This window comes from Paraclostridium bifermentans (assembly GCF_019916025.1).
GTDB classification, from domain to species: domain Bacteria; phylum Bacillota; class Clostridia; order Peptostreptococcales; family Peptostreptococcaceae; genus Paraclostridium; species Paraclostridium bifermentans.
Genome location: NZ_CP079737.1, coordinates 2,113,615 through 2,128,611 on the forward strand (window position 1 = coordinate 2,113,615; position 14,997 = coordinate 2,128,611).

Here is a 14,997-nt window from a genome sequence, read left to right on the forward strand (position 1 = left end):
AGTCCTTTATTATTATAAAGTACAAGCATTTACTTCTTTATTTTTTAAATATTCATTTATAGCTTTTGCTGCTTTTCTACCAGCTCCCATAGCAGATATAACTGTTGCAGCTCCTGTAACTGCATCTCCTCCAGCAAAAACACCTTCTCTAGAAGTTACTCCGTTATCATCAGCTACTATACATTCCCATTTATTTATATCTAATCCTTTTGTAGTTGATGTTATAAGTGGGTTTGGAGATGTTCCAAGTGCCATTATAACTGTATCTACTTCCATTATAAAATCTGAATTTTCTATAACTTTAGGTCTTCTTCTTCCTGATGCATCAGGCTCTCCTAGTTCCATTTTTACACATACCATACCTTTAACTTCACCTTTTTCATCAACTAATATCTCAGTTGGGTTTGTTAAAGTATCAAATATTACACCTTCTTCTTTAGCATGGTGTACTTCTTCTAATCTAGCAGGAAGTTCTGCTTCACTTCTTCTATAAACTATATGAGTTTTAGATCCTAATCTAGCCGCAGTTCTCGCAGCATCCATAGCAACATTTCCTCCACCTATAACAGCAACACTTTTACCACTTCTTACAGGTGTCATATAGTCTTCTTTGTATGCCTTCATTAAGTTAACTCTTGTTAAGAATTCATTTGCAGAACAAACACCATTCGCATTTTCCCCTGGTATTCCCATGAACTTAGGAAGTCCTGCTCCTGATCCTACAAATACAGCCTCAAATCCTTCTTCATTTAGTAACTCATCTATTGTTATAGTTCTACCTATTATAACATTAGTTTCTATTTTAACGCCTAAGCTTTTAATATTTTCTATCTCAGGTTTAACAACACCATCTTTAGGTAATCTAAATTCTGGTATTCCGTAAGTTAAAACTCCTCCTGGTTCATGCATAGCTTCAAATATAGTTACATCATATCCCATTTTAGCTAAATCACCAGCGCAAGCAAGTCCTGCAGGTCCACTACCTATAACAGCTACCTTTCTATTGTTAGGCTCTTCTGTTTTTGCTAAATCAAAATTTTGTTCTCTAGAGTAATCAGCAACAAATTTTTCTAATTTACCTATTGAAACAGCATCTGATTTTATTCCTAACACACATAATCCTTCACATTGATTTTCTTGAGGGCAAACTCTTCCGCAAACTGCTGGAAGTGAGCTATCTTTTGCTATAACCTTAGCAGCTCCTTCAATATCCCCTTCTTTTAATTTCCCAATGAATCCTGGTATATTTACTTCAACAGGACATCCTGATACACATTTAGGTTTTTTACATTCTAAACATCTACTTGCTTCTTTCATTGCTTCTTCTTTATTATATCCTAAACAAACTTCTTCAAAGTTTGTAACTCTAACTTCAGCTTCTTGTTGTCTAACAGGTATTTTAACTTTACTCATGATTAATTACCTCCACATCCGCATCCGCCATGATGATGCGTATCCCCTTCTTCTATTTTTAACGTAGCTCTACCTTCTTCTGTTTTGTACATAGCTTGTCTTCTCATAGACTCATCAAAGTTAACTAAATGTCCATCAAATTCAGGTCCATCTACACATGCAAATTTAATTTCTCCGCCAACATTAACTCTACATGCTCCACACATACCTGTTCCATCTACCATTATAGGGTTTAAACTTACAGTTGTAGGTATATTTAACTCTTTAGTTAGCATACACATAAACTTCATCATTATCATAGGCCCTATAACTACTGCTTGATCATATTTTTTACCTTGATTTTCAACTAAGTCTTTTAAACAGTCAGTAACTCTACCGTTAAATCCATATGTACCATCATCTGTACATACATAAAGGTTTCCGGCAACTTTTTTCATCTCATCTTCAAATATTAAAAGATCTTTTGTTCTAGATCCAACTATAACATCTGCCTCTATACCGTTTTCCTTAAGCCATTTAACTTGAGGATATACAGGAGCTGCTCCAACTCCACCAGCTACAAATATTATTTTTTTATTTCTTAATTCATTTATATCTTCTTCGACAAACTCACTAGGCATTCCTAGTGGCCCAACGAAGTCAGCTACGTAATCGCCTTCTTCAAAAGTTTCAAGTTGTTTAGTACTAGCTCCAACGGTTTGGAACACTATGCTTACAGTACCTTCTTCATTATTATAATCAGCTATTGTAAGAGGTATTCTTTCCCCTTTTTCATCATTTTTTACAATGATAAATTGGCCTGGCTTAGAAGCTTTAGCTACTCTTGGAGCTTCTATGTCCATTAAATAAATACTATCTGTTAGCTGTTTCTTTTTTACAATCTTATTTCCCATATCTCTATCTCCATTCTGCCAAATAGTTTATATTTTAATTTTAAATATTAGCCAACTTGAAGTTCAAGTTTCCCCTTATAAGTATAATTTTTTAATCAAACTTATAGGCTATATATTTAAAATCAATAATTTAATATTATATATTACATTTATATTATACAAAAAAAAACAACCTTTGTGGTTGTTTTTTGAAAATATTTTCCTATTTTTGTATTACTCCATTTAATGAGAATGTTCTTGAGTCTAATATTTTAACATTTACAAGAGTTCCTATGATATCTTGTTCATCAGATTCAAAATTAACTAATTTATTTTGTCTAGTTCTTCCTGTAAATTTATTTTCGTCTGTTTTACTTCTTCCCTCAACTAAAACTTCAACTACTTTTCCTTCATATGATTTATTTATTTCTGCACATACATTATTTACCTCTGCTAAAACTTTATTAAATCTTTCATGTTTTATTTCTTCAGGAATTTGATTTTCCATTTTAGCTGCAGGAGTTCCTTGTCTCTTAGAGTATATAAATGTAAATGCTGCATCATATCTAACTTTTCTTACAACATCTATAGTGTCCTCTATATCTTCTTCTGTTTCGCCAGGGAATCCTATCATTAGATCTGTAGAAAATGCTATATCTGGAACTTCCTTTTTAGCTTTTTCTATTATCTCTAAATAATACTCCTTAGTGTAGTGTCTATTCATTATCTTAAGTAATCTAGAACTTCCACATTGAACTGGTAAGTGTAAGAACTCACAAACTTTATCACAATCTCTAATAGCATATATAACCTCATCTGATATATCTTTAGGGTGAGATGTCATAAATCTTATTCTTTCTATTCCTTCTATTTCATTTACCATTCTTAAAAGCTCATCAAATCTAATTGGATTTTCTAAAGTTTTTCCATAAGAGTCAACATTTTGACCAAGTAAAGTTATTTCTTTTGTTCCATTAGCAACTAATTCTTTTATTTCATTTATTATATCCTCTGGAGTTCTACTTCTTTCTCTACCTCTTGTGTAAGGAACTATACAATAAGTACAGAAATTGTTACATCCATACATTATATTTACAAATGCTTTAAGCTCAAATTTTCTATTGCTTCTAAGCCCTTCTACAACTTCTCCATCTACATCCCAAACATCTATTAAAGTTTTTTCAGTGTCCATAGATTTAGCTAATAATTCAGGGAATTTGTATAAGTTATGTGTCCCAAAAACTAAATCAACATGCTTATATTTAGTTTTTATTTCTTCAACAACATGACTTTGTTGCATCATACATCCACACACAGCTATTTTTAAATCTGGATTTTTTCTTTTTAAGAACTTTAACTGCCCTAAGTTTCCATATACTTTTAACTCTGCATTTTCTCTTACTGCACAAGTATTGTATATAACTAAATCGCATTCTGCAGCTGTTAAACCTTGAATATATCCCATATTATCTAACATTGCACATAATTTTTCAGAGTCATGTTCATTCATTTGACACCCAAAAGTTTGTATCATATATCTAGGTTTTCTTCCATGTATCGCATAATATCTATTTGTCGTTTCCGCTATAGCTTCTATAAATCTATCTTGCTCTTGAATTTTTTCTATAGGAACGTGTACTTGTTTTCTTTTAGCCACAACTAGCCCTCCTTAAATTACTTCGATGACATCTTGCTGTCTAATTTTTGAATTTAAAATTAATTATACCAAATTTATACTTCATTTTAAAGATGCATTTGACATTTGCTTGTATATATTTTTTATAAATACAAATAATAGTATGTGTCTATTTTAAGATTAGACATAATAAAAAATAAAGGATGGAAGCTTATGATTGTAGTTTTAATTAGAAGTATAGTTCTTTATATGGCGGTATTAATAAGTCTTAGAATTATGGGAAAAGGCGAAATTGCAGAAATGAATTCATTTGATTTGGTAATAACGCTTCTAATTGCAGAGGTTGCCGCTATCCCTATGCAAAACAACGAAATACCTATAATTTACGGAATAGCATCTATTACTGGTTTAGTTTTTATGCAAATTATAATATCTTTTTTAACTCTAAAATTCAAAAGCATTAGATTTTTGTTAAATGGAAATCCTGCAATTTTAATAGATAAAGGAAGACTTAACTATAAAGCTTTAAAAGAAGAAAGAGTATCTATGGATGAACTTTTAGAACAATTGAGAATACAAGGTTATTTCAACTTAAAAGATGTTTATTACGCAATTCTTGAAACTGATGGCAATCTTAGTATAGTACCTACTCCTAGTTACGAAAAAGTTCCTACAGAAAACTTTAAACATCTACCATTGCCCTTAATATTAGATGGTGAAATAATCAAACAAAACCTTAAGAGTATAAATAAAAGTTCAGATTGGCTTTTATCAATCCTAAAAAAACACAATATAGATTCAGCATCAGAAACGTTAATTTGTGTATTAGATGAAAAAGATAACTTCTTTATACAGAAGAAATAATTTTTAGGAGGTGGATATATGAAATCTATTGTATTCACTATAGTTTGGACTATTGCTTTAGTTATATTTGGCCTTTTTATATCTGTAAAAGCTGAGGATTTTTCTCTTAAGTATACTAATGAGATGGATACACTAGAAATGTATGTTAAGAGTGAAGACTGGGAAAAATGTGAAGAGTATACTAATAACTTAAAAGATGACTTCAAAGAAGAATCCAAGCAGTTTTTTAAATTTTTAAACCATTGTCATATAGGTGATATTGAACTAGCTTTTAATATATTATCTGATGGTATTTATTTAAAAGACGTTTCAACTTGCTTAGAACAAATAGATGTAATAAAAATTTCTCTTCATAGGTTAATTGAGTCGGAAAAACATAGTCTTGACCATATATTATAGAATAATTAATATAATTTTTTATGGTTTTAAATTAATATCTAAAAAAGGTGAATATATAAGCTTTTATTAAAAACTTATATATTCACCTTAATATTTTTTAAATCTTAATATATACTTACTATTTACTTGCTCATTTCTTTAGATTTTTCTATACAATCATCAATTGCTTTTATAACTGAATTTCTAAATCCTTCAGCTTCTAAAGTTTTAACTGCTTCTATAGTAGTTCCACCTGGAGAACATACCATATCTTTTAATTCACCTGGATGTTTACCTGTTTCAAGCACCATTTTTGCAGAACCCATAACAGCTTGAGATACAAATGTATACGCTTGATTTCTTGGCATACCCGCAGCAACTACTGCATCAGCCATAGCTTCTATAAACATAAACACATATGCAGGTGCTGATCCACTTGCTCCAATCACTGCATCTATTAAGTATTCATTTACTACTTCCGCCTTACCAAATGAACTAAATATTTCCTTTACAAGGTTTAGTTCTTCATCAGTTATATTTTTATTTTTACAAAGAGCACTCATACCTTCATTTACTAGAGCTGGAGTATTAGGCATAGTTCTAATAACCTTTTTATCTGAGCCTATTACATTTTCTACCGATTCTATTGTTTTACCTGCAGCTATAGTTACAATTATTTTTTCGTTATCTATTAGTTCTTTAACTCCTTCTAACACTATATCGTATACATTTGGCTTTACAGCTACAATAACTATGTCACTATTTTTTACTACTTCTTTAGAATCATTTGTTATATTTATTCCATATTCAGACTTAGCATTTTCAAGCGCCATTTCATTTAAATCAGATGCAAACACATTGTTAGCCTCTACTAGTTTAGATTTAACAATTCCTCCTATCATAGCTTTAGCCATGTTACCTGCCCCTATAAATCCTATTTTTTTGTTCATAAATACCTCTCCTTTTGTGTTATAAATTTATCATTTTGTTTAAATAGTTATAGGGTCTGCCTTAAGAATATAAAAATCTTAAAACATACCCTATTTCAATATTTTTTAAAATATATTAGAAGCTTTGCTCTGTTCTTCCTATTATTTCATCTTGAAGAGCTCTGCTTAAATTATTAAAGTGATCACTATATCCAGCAACCCTAACGATTAAATCTTTATATTCATCTGGATTTTTTTGTGCTGCTAGCAATATATTTTTATCAAATACATTGAATTGTATGTGGTGTCCATCCATATTGAAATAAGCTCTAACTAAGTTAGACATATTTTCTAGCCCTTCTTCTCCTTGCACTACAGCAGGGGCAAATCTTTGGTTTAGAAGTGTTCCTCCTGTTTTTAAATGGTCCATTTTAGAACAAGACTTAATAACAGCAGTAGGTCCATTCGTATCTCCACCTTTTTCTGGAGATATACCTTCAGATAATGGCTTTTGACTTAATCTACCATTAGCACTAGCCCCCATAACTTCTCCAAAGTAAACATGGCATGTTGTAGGTAGCATATTTATTCTATACTCAGCTCCCATAGGAGACTTTCTTCCTGTAACTTCATTATAGAATAAATTAAATACATCTTGCATTAAATCATCTGCATAGTCGTCGTCATTACCATACTTAGGAGTTTTGTTAACTACCATGTTATATATAGCTTCGTATCCATTAAAATTATTTTTTAAAGCTTCTAGTAATTCACTCATGTTAAACTTTTTCTTATCAAACACATTGTATTTTATAGAAGTTAAACTATCTGTTATAGTTCCTATCCCAACACCTTGTATATATTTTGTGTTATATCTTGCTCCACCTGCATTATAATCTTTTGCAGTTTTTATACAATCATCTACTATAACACTCATAAGCGGTGCTGGCATATGCTTTGAGTATATTCTTTCAATTACATTGTTTCCTTTTACCTTTATCTCTACAAAATGATTTAATTGAGACTTAAATGCATTTAATAGCTCCTCGTAAGATTTAAAGTTATTAGGATCACCAGTTTCTATCCCAAGCTTTTTATTTGTCATAGGATCTATACCATTATTTAAAGTTATTTCAAGAATTTTAGGTAAATTTAAATAACCTGTAAGTATATATGCTTCTTTTCCATAGCATCCTGTTTCTACACAACCACTAGTTCCGCCACATCTAGCATCTTCTATTGTTTTACCTGCTTCTAATAACTCTTGAATTATTGCTTCTGTGTTATAAAATGCAGGCTGCCCCCAACCTTTTCTAGAAATTTCACATGCTCTTTTTAAGAACTTGCTTGGAGTTTTTTTACTAATTTGTACATTTGAACTAGGTTGTAATAATTTCATTTCATCCATTACATCTAAAATTATATAACTTACATCATTAACTCCATCTTTACCATCTTCCGTTATTCCTCCTGTATTTATGTTGGCAAAGTCAGTATATGTTCCACTTTCTTTTAGTGTAACCCCAACTTTTGGAGGTGCTGGTTGATTATTAAACTTAATCCATAGACATTCTAAAATTTCTTTAGCCATATCTCTATCTAATGCATCATTTTCTACATCATTTTCATAAAAAGGATTTAAGTGCTGATCAAATCTACCTGGACTAAATGCATCCCATATATTAAGTTCCGTAGTAACTCCTATGTGAACAAACCAATACATCTGAACTGCTTGGTGGAATGTTTCTGGTTTATTTGCTGGCACTACCTCACAGTTTTTAGCTATAGTTAATAAATCCTTTTTCTTAGCTTCGTCAGTTTCTTTCTCTGCTAACTGCTTAGCATATTCACAATAACGTTTTCCATATATAATTAAAGCATCACAAGCAATAGCCATTCCTTCTAGCTGAGCTTTTTTATCATACGCCTCTTTATCATTTACAAAATCTAGTTTACTTATTTCTATCTCAATTTCCTTTTTTAAATCTAAAAATCCTTTTTTGTATATAGTGCCCCCACAAACGGTATGCCCAGGAGCTCTTTGTTCCATAAACTCTGTAAACACTCCATTTTCATAGCACTCTAACCATTCTTGTTCCATTGAGTTAACTATTTTTTGTCTTATTTGTCTATTTTTCCAAAAAGGTATTATTTCATCCTCATGAATTTTCTTTACATCATCACTAACTTTAAAAGATATAATATCTCGTTTATCCATTATATCTAAGTCTTCCATTGTGTGACAGCATAATTCTGGGTAAGTAGGTGTACTTTGTGGCGAATCTCCTTTTTCTCCAACTATAAGTTCTCCATCATTTATACAAAGAGTTCTATTTTCCATATAGTGTTTAAATGCTAAAGCTCTAAGTACTGGTATCTCAACACTTCCCTCATATTTTTTATACCCTTCAGTCATAAGCCTAGCTCTTTCAATAGTTATAAAAGGTTGAGTGTCTGTGCTTTGCTTTCTAAGTTTTTTAGTTCTTTCAAAACTTCCTCTTTCCATATGATTATCCCCCAATCTTTATTTCGAAATTATTAGCTTTAAAAATTTGTTTTATTTCCTCTAGTTTTTCGTCTGAAGGTCGTTTTAAATATTCTCCTTCATACTGCATATAAAGCTTTTTATATTTATGCATACCTATATTGTGGTATGGCAATATATTAACTTTTGTAATATTTAAAGGCTTTATAAAATCTATTATTTTTTTAATTTCTTCATTATTATCATCTACATTAACACCTTCTATTAAAGGTATTCTTACATTTATATTTGCTCCTTTTTCACTTAGCATCTTTAAATTATTTAAAATTAATTCATTTGATTTCTTAGTAAAAAATTCATGTTTTTCATCACTTATTAGTTTTATATCATATAAAAATGTGTCCACAAACGGCAATATAGCTTCATAGTTATCAAACTTTGAATGTCCACATGTGTCTATTGCTACATTTATACCTTTTTGCTTTAATGCAATTACTAATTTTTTTATATAGTCTATATCTTGAGTCATAACTTCACCCCCAGATAAAGTTACTCCTCCACCTGACTCTTCGTAAAATGCCATATCTTTTATTAATTCTTTTACTAAATCTTTTATTTCATATGTTTTCCCAACTATTTCCCTTGCATTGTTTAAGCAAAAATCTATGCAAGTCTCACAAAATTTACACTTTTCTTTTTTTAATTCAATTACATCTAAACCTTTATATATAGCTCCATTAGGACATTTTTCTATACAAGTTCCACACTTTAAACATTTTTCTTCATTATATAAAACTTCTTTTTTATAAGCTTGACTTTCTGGATTATGGCACCATATACATTCTAAAGGACATCCTTTGAAAAATACTGTAGTTCTAATTCCATCCCCATCATGCAAACTATATTTTTGTATATTTAATATGAGTGGCTTATTCATTTAATCACCTTCAAACAGTTTTAGTTATTATTAAAAGGATTCGGAGTTGCAACAACTATCATCCTTACCATTTTATTTGTATAATTGGCCCAGTTGTGATTTCTTGAAGAATTATAGTGTATACTATCTCCAGGGTATAATTCGTGTTGTTCTCCATCTAAAAATAATGTTAGAGTTCCTTCTAATACATATACAAATTCTTCCCCATCGTGAGAATAAGACTGTATATCTTCATCTGTATTATTTGGAAGAATATCTAAAAACCTTGGAAGCATAACCTTTTCCTTTAAGTCATTAGATAAATTGTACTGTATGCATCCAGAAGTACATATGTTAAAAACTTCTTTTTCATAACTTCTAATTATTGGTCTCTTCTTAGTTCTTGGCTTTAAAAAGAAATAAGATAACTCAACTTCAAATACATCTGCAATGCTTCCTAATGTGTCTGTTGCTATACTAGTTAATCCCCTCTCTAACTGAGATAAAAAACCAATAGATAAGTTAGTTTTTTCACTTAAATCTTTTAATGTCATTTTTCTTTGTGTTCTCAAGCTTTTTATCTTAGCTCCTATATGCTCATTCATATCTAACCCCTCTTTCGAAAACCATTTCCTTAATTTTAATATACTATATTGTTATAAATTTGTCTATCGTTTTTTACATATAATGAATTTTTTTTAGTTATATTAAATTTTTTATATATTAAATTTAATATAAGAAAAGCTATAGGTTTCTATCCTATAGCTTTTTCATTTTTATTTTCTTTTTTAATACTACAAACAATAAATCCTAAACAAGTTATTGCTATCGATAATATATATATAGTTTTTAATCCAAATACATCTATTCCAAATCCAACCGGTAACTTAATTAATGCAGAGGAAACGCCTATTGCCATTGATGTTAATGTTAAAGCTGTAGCTTGAATCTCACTTGAAAATTTATCTTTTATATATCCAATATATGACACTAACATTGTTGAAAATGCTAAAGCTGTAAGCGGAGCCGTAAGTATAAACATCATTGGAGAAGTTGCAAATAAGCAAGTTATCCATCTTATTAAAAATGTAAGTATACCTATTTTAAATACTTTTTTATATCCATATTTTAAAACTAACGAATTAATTTTTGACATAAAAAATATTTCAGGTAAAGCTGTAAAGATTACTAGTATCCCTATATCACCTTCACTTGCACCTAAGTCAATTAAATATAACCCTTGATAAGCATTAGTTACTTCACTAATACTTATAGTACATATAACAATAGCTAAAAGCCATAAGTATGATTTATCTTTTATAAGCTCTTTTAAATCTTCTTTCATAGTCGAGCCTTTTAATTTTTCTTCTTCATCATATTTTTTAGAATCTAAAAACGGAAGTACTATTAAAGAAACCACAAATAAAATTATATAAACTAAGAAAATAATCCTAGAATTTGATGTTAATTTTATAAGTTGCCCTGTTAAAAAACTTATCAGTGCAAATCCTACAGACCCTCCACTTCTTATAATTCCATAATTTAAATTTTTATGTTTACAATAATCTGTAGTTATATTATCAGCTAAAGGTGATATTGCATATCTGAATGCCTCTGCCAACGTAGCTACTATAAGTAATACAGGGAATAATTTTACACTTGAGTATATCCCCATTATTAAACAGTTTATAGCTACACAAATTCCAAGTATTTTTTTATCTTTTTTAGTTATATCAGTTATAATTCCCCAAAGCGGAACAACTAATATCCCGATTATTGATGGTATAGATGTTATGATTCCTATTTGCGTAGCAGATAGATTTAATGATCCTTCTAAATATGGAACTATATATGGTATAAATGCTCCTAACCCACCATATATAAGCACATAATATAAATAGTATTTTGTCATGTCTTGCTCCCTTCAATCTGTTAAATACACTCCATTATATCATATTTTTGTATTGAAATGACAAAAAAAGACCTAGATATAGATGAAAATCTATATCCAGATCTCTTCTCTAGTTAGATTTAGAAATCAACCAGTTTTTTCCTTCAACTAACCTAGCAACCATCATCGCACAAACAGTGTTTCCTGCTGAATTTAATAGTGTTGCTGGTGCATCTATAACTGTTCCTAAAACAGTAATTATCGGTAGCATTTCTGGAGAAAATCCAAATACACTAAGTATTAACATTTCTCCAATTACTCCCCCACCTGGTATAGCACCTACAACAGCACCTACTAAAAATGAAACTACTAATATACTTAATAGTGTTGATGGATTAGTTATATCCATTCCGAAAATTCCCATTAAAAATGTTATTTTTAATACTCCTCCAATTACAGACCCATCTTTATGAATATTAGCACCTAGTGGTACAACTGTTTCAGCTATATCATCTGGCACTCCCATATTTTTAGCAGAAACTAGATTCACTGGTATGCATGCTGCACTTGAACAAGTAGCTACAGCTGTAACTGTTGGTCCAACTGCATTTTTCCAGAAAATTTTTATACCTTCTTTTCCTCCAGCTAAATAAGCATATATTGTATAGAATCCAAAGTAGTATATAACAGTTATTCCTAAATATAATAAAAATGCAGTTACATAACCAGAAAGTATTTGAGTTCCTAATTCACCTATCACAGATGCAAAGTAACATCCAAGACCTATAGGTGCATAATACATTATTATTTTTATAATATTTCCTATAACTTCTGATCCTTCTTCCACAAATTTCGCTATACCTTTTGCCTTTTCTCCTGCCATAGCAGTTGCAAGCCCAAATAGTACAGCAAATACTATAAGTTGTAACATATTTGACTTTGAAAATAACATATTAAAATCATTAACTGTTACAGTTTTTACAATTTGATCTAAGAAACTAACTTTTTCAGCTTCTACTATTTCTCCACTTCCTATTATAGAAGTAAACATACTAGAATCTAATCCTTTAGTTGGGTTTAAAATTATAGCTCCTAATATACCTATTACTGCTGCTATGAATGCTGTTGACAAAAATACTATAACAATATTACCCATTATTTTGCCTAATCTTTTCATAGTGTTCATATTTGCTATTGCCGATGAAACACTGAAAAATACAAGAGGCACTAGTGACATAAATAATAAATTTAAAAATAAGTCCCCAAAAGGCTTTAGCATGGTAGCTTTAGGTCCTAAAACTACACCTACAATTCCTCCGATTAATATTGCGCCTAGTAATATTAATGATGATTTATAATTTTTCAAAAAGTTTTTCATTTGTCTTCTCCTTTTTAATACTATCGCTTTAATGCACAATGAATTTTATTATATTATTATTTTTTTACCATGTACATTGCGTAAAATGCCCTATACATTGTAAAAAGTGCTATACTATATATAGAGGATTACAATTTATCTTATTTACGGTATATTAAATTGTAAATATTTTTAAAGTTATTACTATTATTTGAATATGAGAGGTTGTTTTTATGGATATAAATAAAGAGAATATAGATAAGGTTGGATATCTTGATGATAATTTTAAAATATTTCATATAAAGGATATGAGGGATATAAAGTTTGACTATCATCATCATGACTTTAATAAAATCACAATTTTAATCTCTGGTGATGTAGATTATTTAGTAGAAGGAAAATCTTACAAATTAAAACCGTGGGATATTTTATTTATAAATAATACTGAAATACATAAACCCATTATAAATCCTAATAAATATTATGAACGTATAGTTATATGGATAAATCCAGAATATATAGAAAAACACAATATATATGGAGATGATTTATTCACTTGTTTTAATATATCAAGTAAAAATAAATCTAATTTGTTAAGACTTAATCAAAACGACTTAGAAAATTTAAAAAATATTTTATTTAAAATTAAAACTGCCGATTCTTCTGATGAATTTGGCCATATTATACTTAAAAATTCTTTGTTTATACAATTCTTAGTTTTAATTAATAGATTGTTTTTAAAAAGCGATGATACTTCAGAAGATGTTGAGTACGATGAAACAATTCAACAAATTTTTAGTTATATAAATGATAATTTAAATAAAGATTTATCTATAGATACTATTGCTAATAAATTTTTTATGAGTAAGTATTATCTGATGCGTAAATTTAAATCTCAAACTGGAAGCTCGCTTCATAGCTATATCGTTCAAAAAAGGCTTATTTATGCTAAGTCCTTAATAAAAAAAGGATACCTTATGAGTGATGCTTGTATAGAATGTGGATTTAAAGATTATTCAAGTTTTGTTAGAGCTTTTAAAAAAGCCTATGGAGTTTCACCTAAACATTATTTAGATAGAATAAGTGAATTTGAAAAGAATCCATTTGATATAGAGTAAAAAATATGTCTAAAGTTTAAACTTTAGACATATTTTTTATAATTCAATATTTTGACCTATTTTTTTCTCTAAAGATTTTTTATAAATTTTATCAGCTACTACCATATCAAACAGCCCCATTCCAACCGACTTGTATAGCGTAGTTTTTTCTTTTAAGTCCACGTTATTGTTTTCTTTCAAAAATTTTCCCATGTTCTTAATATCATCTGATTTTATCAATCCTTTTTGTATCGGTACATATAAATCTCCACTTTCTTCCTTAGCAAAGTCAGTGTCTACTACTACAATATCTGCAATTTCAAGTAATGCATCTGGTAACTCTCTCATATCAGGTTTATAAGAACCTATTGCTATTATATGTTTTCCTCTCAACAATTCTTTATCTTCTTCTATAACTGGTTGGTATGAAGTTGTCGCTGTTACTATAACTTCACTTTTTTGAACTAATTCTCTAGAAGTTTCTACTATATGTATATTAATATTTTTTAATTCTTTCTCTAGTTCATTTTTTAAATTAACTGCTTTTTCTTTTGTTCTATTATATAAGTAAACATTCTCTATATTTCTTGCTTTACATGCATATATAATTTGATAAAACCCTTGAACTCCTGTACCTATCAATCCTATATTTTTCACATCTGCTCTTGTTGTATGTCTAACTCCAACACCACCTACTGCTCCAGTTCTAATTGCTGTAAGTGTTTTCCCATCCATCATGCAAACAACTTCCCCTGTATCTATATCATTCACTAACATAATTCCATCAATTACAGGTTTGTTTATTTTTGCATTATTAGGTGCCACTGTAAGTATTTTCGTACCAAATGATTCTTTCGTAAAACAAGGCATATATAAAGAAGTTAAATCATTATTCTCAACTTGTAATCTATCTGGCATATTATACTCATTATTAGCATACATTCTATATGCATCTTCTACAGCATCCATACACTCATCTAATGTTATCGATTTTATTATATCTTCACTATTTAAATAAATCATAAAAAATCTCCTTCCTAATTTTTGTTTATATAATTATATCATTTTAACAAAAAAGAGTATATAAAACTATTTTTTGTTAGTTTTTATATACCCATTTTTAATTTTTATCCTATTTTTATATAATTGATACTTTTAA

13 protein-coding genes are annotated in these 14,997 nt (G+C 29.4%); 3 read left to right on the forward strand and 10 right to left on the reverse strand.

From position 1 onward, the window contains the following. Nucleotides 1-12: 12 nt before the first annotated feature. From gltA to miaB, 3 genes are all read right to left on the reverse strand, one after another. Nucleotides 13-1,413, reverse strand: a complete 1,401-nt coding sequence (gltA, locus tag KXZ80_RS10175) for an NADPH-dependent glutamate synthase (protein WP_021431121.1) — start codon at nt 1,411-1,413, stop codon at nt 13-15. Nucleotides 1,414-1,415: 2 nt separating this feature from the next. After that, nucleotides 1,416-2,306, reverse strand: a complete 891-nt coding sequence (locus tag KXZ80_RS10180; protein WP_021433373.1) for a sulfide/dihydroorotate dehydrogenase-like FAD/NAD-binding protein — start codon at nt 2,304-2,306, stop codon at nt 1,416-1,418. Nucleotides 2,307-2,508: 202 nt separating this feature from the next. Next, the gene (miaB, locus tag KXZ80_RS10185; protein WP_021433374.1) at nt 2,509-3,942 is read right to left on the reverse strand and encodes a tRNA (N6-isopentenyl adenosine(37)-C2)-methylthiotransferase MiaB; all 1,434 of its coding nucleotides are present in this window, start codon (nt 3,940-3,942) and stop codon (nt 2,509-2,511) included. Nucleotides 3,943-4,134: 192 nt separating this feature from the next. Here miaB and KXZ80_RS10190 point away from each other — a divergent pair, with 192 nt between their 5' ends. Both KXZ80_RS10190 and KXZ80_RS10195 read left to right on the forward strand, forming a co-directional pair. Further along, nucleotides 4,135-4,785 carry a DUF421 domain-containing protein gene (locus KXZ80_RS10190; protein WP_021433375.1) on the forward strand — a complete coding sequence of 217 codons (651 nt, stop codon included), beginning with the start codon at nt 4,135-4,137 and terminating at the stop codon, nt 4,783-4,785. Nucleotides 4,786-4,803: 18 nt separating this feature from the next. After that, nucleotides 4,804-5,184 (forward strand): DUF4363 family protein, encoded by a 381-nt coding sequence (locus KXZ80_RS10195; protein ID WP_021433376.1) that lies wholly within the window; start codon nt 4,804-4,806, stop codon nt 5,182-5,184. A gap of 122 nt (nt 5,185-5,306) precedes the next feature. Here the strand turns inward: KXZ80_RS10195 and proC are convergent, their stop codons facing one another. From proC to KXZ80_RS10225, 6 genes are all read right to left on the reverse strand, one after another. Then, on the reverse strand, nt 5,307-6,113 hold the full coding sequence (proC, locus tag KXZ80_RS10200) for a pyrroline-5-carboxylate reductase (RefSeq protein ID WP_021433377.1): 807 nt from the start codon (nt 6,111-6,113) through the stop codon (nt 5,307-5,309). Between the two features lie 115 nt (nt 6,114-6,228). Beyond that, nucleotides 6,229-8,598: a trans-4-hydroxy-L-proline dehydratase gene (gene hypD / locus KXZ80_RS10205; RefSeq protein WP_021433378.1), complete on the reverse strand. Its 2,370-nt coding sequence runs from the start codon at nt 8,596-8,598 to the stop codon at nt 6,229-6,231. Nucleotides 8,599-8,602: 4 nt separating this feature from the next. Continuing rightward, a complete protein-coding gene (locus KXZ80_RS10210) occupies nt 8,603-9,514 on the reverse strand; it encodes a trans-4-hydroxy-L-proline dehydratase activase (protein ID WP_021433379.1) in 912 nt (303 codons plus the stop codon). A 20-nt stretch (nt 9,515-9,534) separates the two neighbouring features. Then, entirely contained in the window at nt 9,535-10,098 is a 564-nt protein-coding gene (locus KXZ80_RS10215) for a helix-turn-helix domain-containing protein (protein ID WP_021433380.1), read from the reverse strand. Between the two features lie 149 nt (nt 10,099-10,247). Further along, a complete protein-coding gene (locus KXZ80_RS10220) occupies nt 10,248-11,405 on the reverse strand; it encodes an MFS transporter (protein ID WP_021433381.1) in 1,158 nt (385 codons plus the stop codon). 109 nt (nt 11,406-11,514) lie between these two features. Further along, the gene (locus KXZ80_RS10225) at nt 11,515-12,762 is read right to left on the reverse strand and encodes a dicarboxylate/amino acid:cation symporter (RefSeq protein ID WP_021433382.1); all 1,248 of its coding nucleotides are present in this window, start codon (nt 12,760-12,762) and stop codon (nt 11,515-11,517) included. A 212-nt stretch (nt 12,763-12,974) separates the two neighbouring features. Between KXZ80_RS10225 and KXZ80_RS10230 the strand changes: the two genes are divergently transcribed. After that, entirely contained in the window at nt 12,975-13,859 is an 885-nt protein-coding gene (locus KXZ80_RS10230) for an AraC family transcriptional regulator (protein WP_021433383.1), read from the forward strand. Between the two features lie 36 nt (nt 13,860-13,895). On the opposite strand, the gene KXZ80_RS10235 is transcribed toward KXZ80_RS10230, so the two are convergent. After that, a complete protein-coding gene (locus KXZ80_RS10235; RefSeq protein ID WP_021433384.1) occupies nt 13,896-14,861 on the reverse strand; it encodes an ornithine cyclodeaminase family protein in 966 nt (321 codons plus the stop codon). Between the last annotated feature and the right edge of the window lie 136 nt (nt 14,862-14,997).

What these genes read in the sequence shown, in the direction of transcription:
- KXZ80_RS10195 (WP_021433376.1), top strand. Translation starts at nt 4,804, where the DNA reads ATGAAATCTATTGTATTCACTATAGTTTGGACTATTGCTTTAGTTATA.
- KXZ80_RS10235 (WP_021433384.1), bottom strand. Translation starts at nt 14,861, where the DNA reads ATGATTTATTTAAATAGTGAAGATATAATAAAATCGATAACATTAGAT.
- hypD (WP_021433378.1), bottom strand. Translation starts at nt 8,598, where the DNA reads ATGGAAAGAGGAAGTTTTGAAAGAACTAAAAAACTTAGAAAGCAAAGC.
- KXZ80_RS10210 (WP_021433379.1), bottom strand. Translation starts at nt 9,514, where the DNA reads ATGAATAAGCCACTCATATTAAATATACAAAAATATAGTTTGCATGAT.
- gltA (WP_021431121.1), bottom strand. Translation starts at nt 1,413, where the DNA reads ATGAGTAAAGTTAAAATACCTGTTAGACAACAAGAAGCTGAAGTTAGA.
- proC (WP_021433377.1), bottom strand. Translation starts at nt 6,113, where the DNA reads ATGAACAAAAAAATAGGATTTATAGGGGCAGGTAACATGGCTAAAGCT.
- KXZ80_RS10225 (WP_021433382.1), bottom strand. Translation starts at nt 12,762, where the DNA reads ATGAAAAACTTTTTGAAAAATTATAAATCATCATTAATATTACTAGGC.
- KXZ80_RS10230 (WP_021433383.1), top strand. Translation starts at nt 12,975, where the DNA reads ATGGATATAAATAAAGAGAATATAGATAAGGTTGGATATCTTGATGAT.
- KXZ80_RS10220 (WP_021433381.1), bottom strand. Translation starts at nt 11,405, where the DNA reads ATGACAAAATACTATTTATATTATGTGCTTATATATGGTGGGTTAGGA.
- KXZ80_RS10190 (WP_021433375.1), top strand. Translation starts at nt 4,135, where the DNA reads ATGATTGTAGTTTTAATTAGAAGTATAGTTCTTTATATGGCGGTATTA.
- KXZ80_RS10180 (WP_021433373.1), bottom strand. Translation starts at nt 2,306, where the DNA reads ATGGGAAATAAGATTGTAAAAAAGAAACAGCTAACAGATAGTATTTAT.
- KXZ80_RS10215 (WP_021433380.1), bottom strand. Translation starts at nt 10,098, where the DNA reads ATGAATGAGCATATAGGAGCTAAGATAAAAAGCTTGAGAACACAAAGA.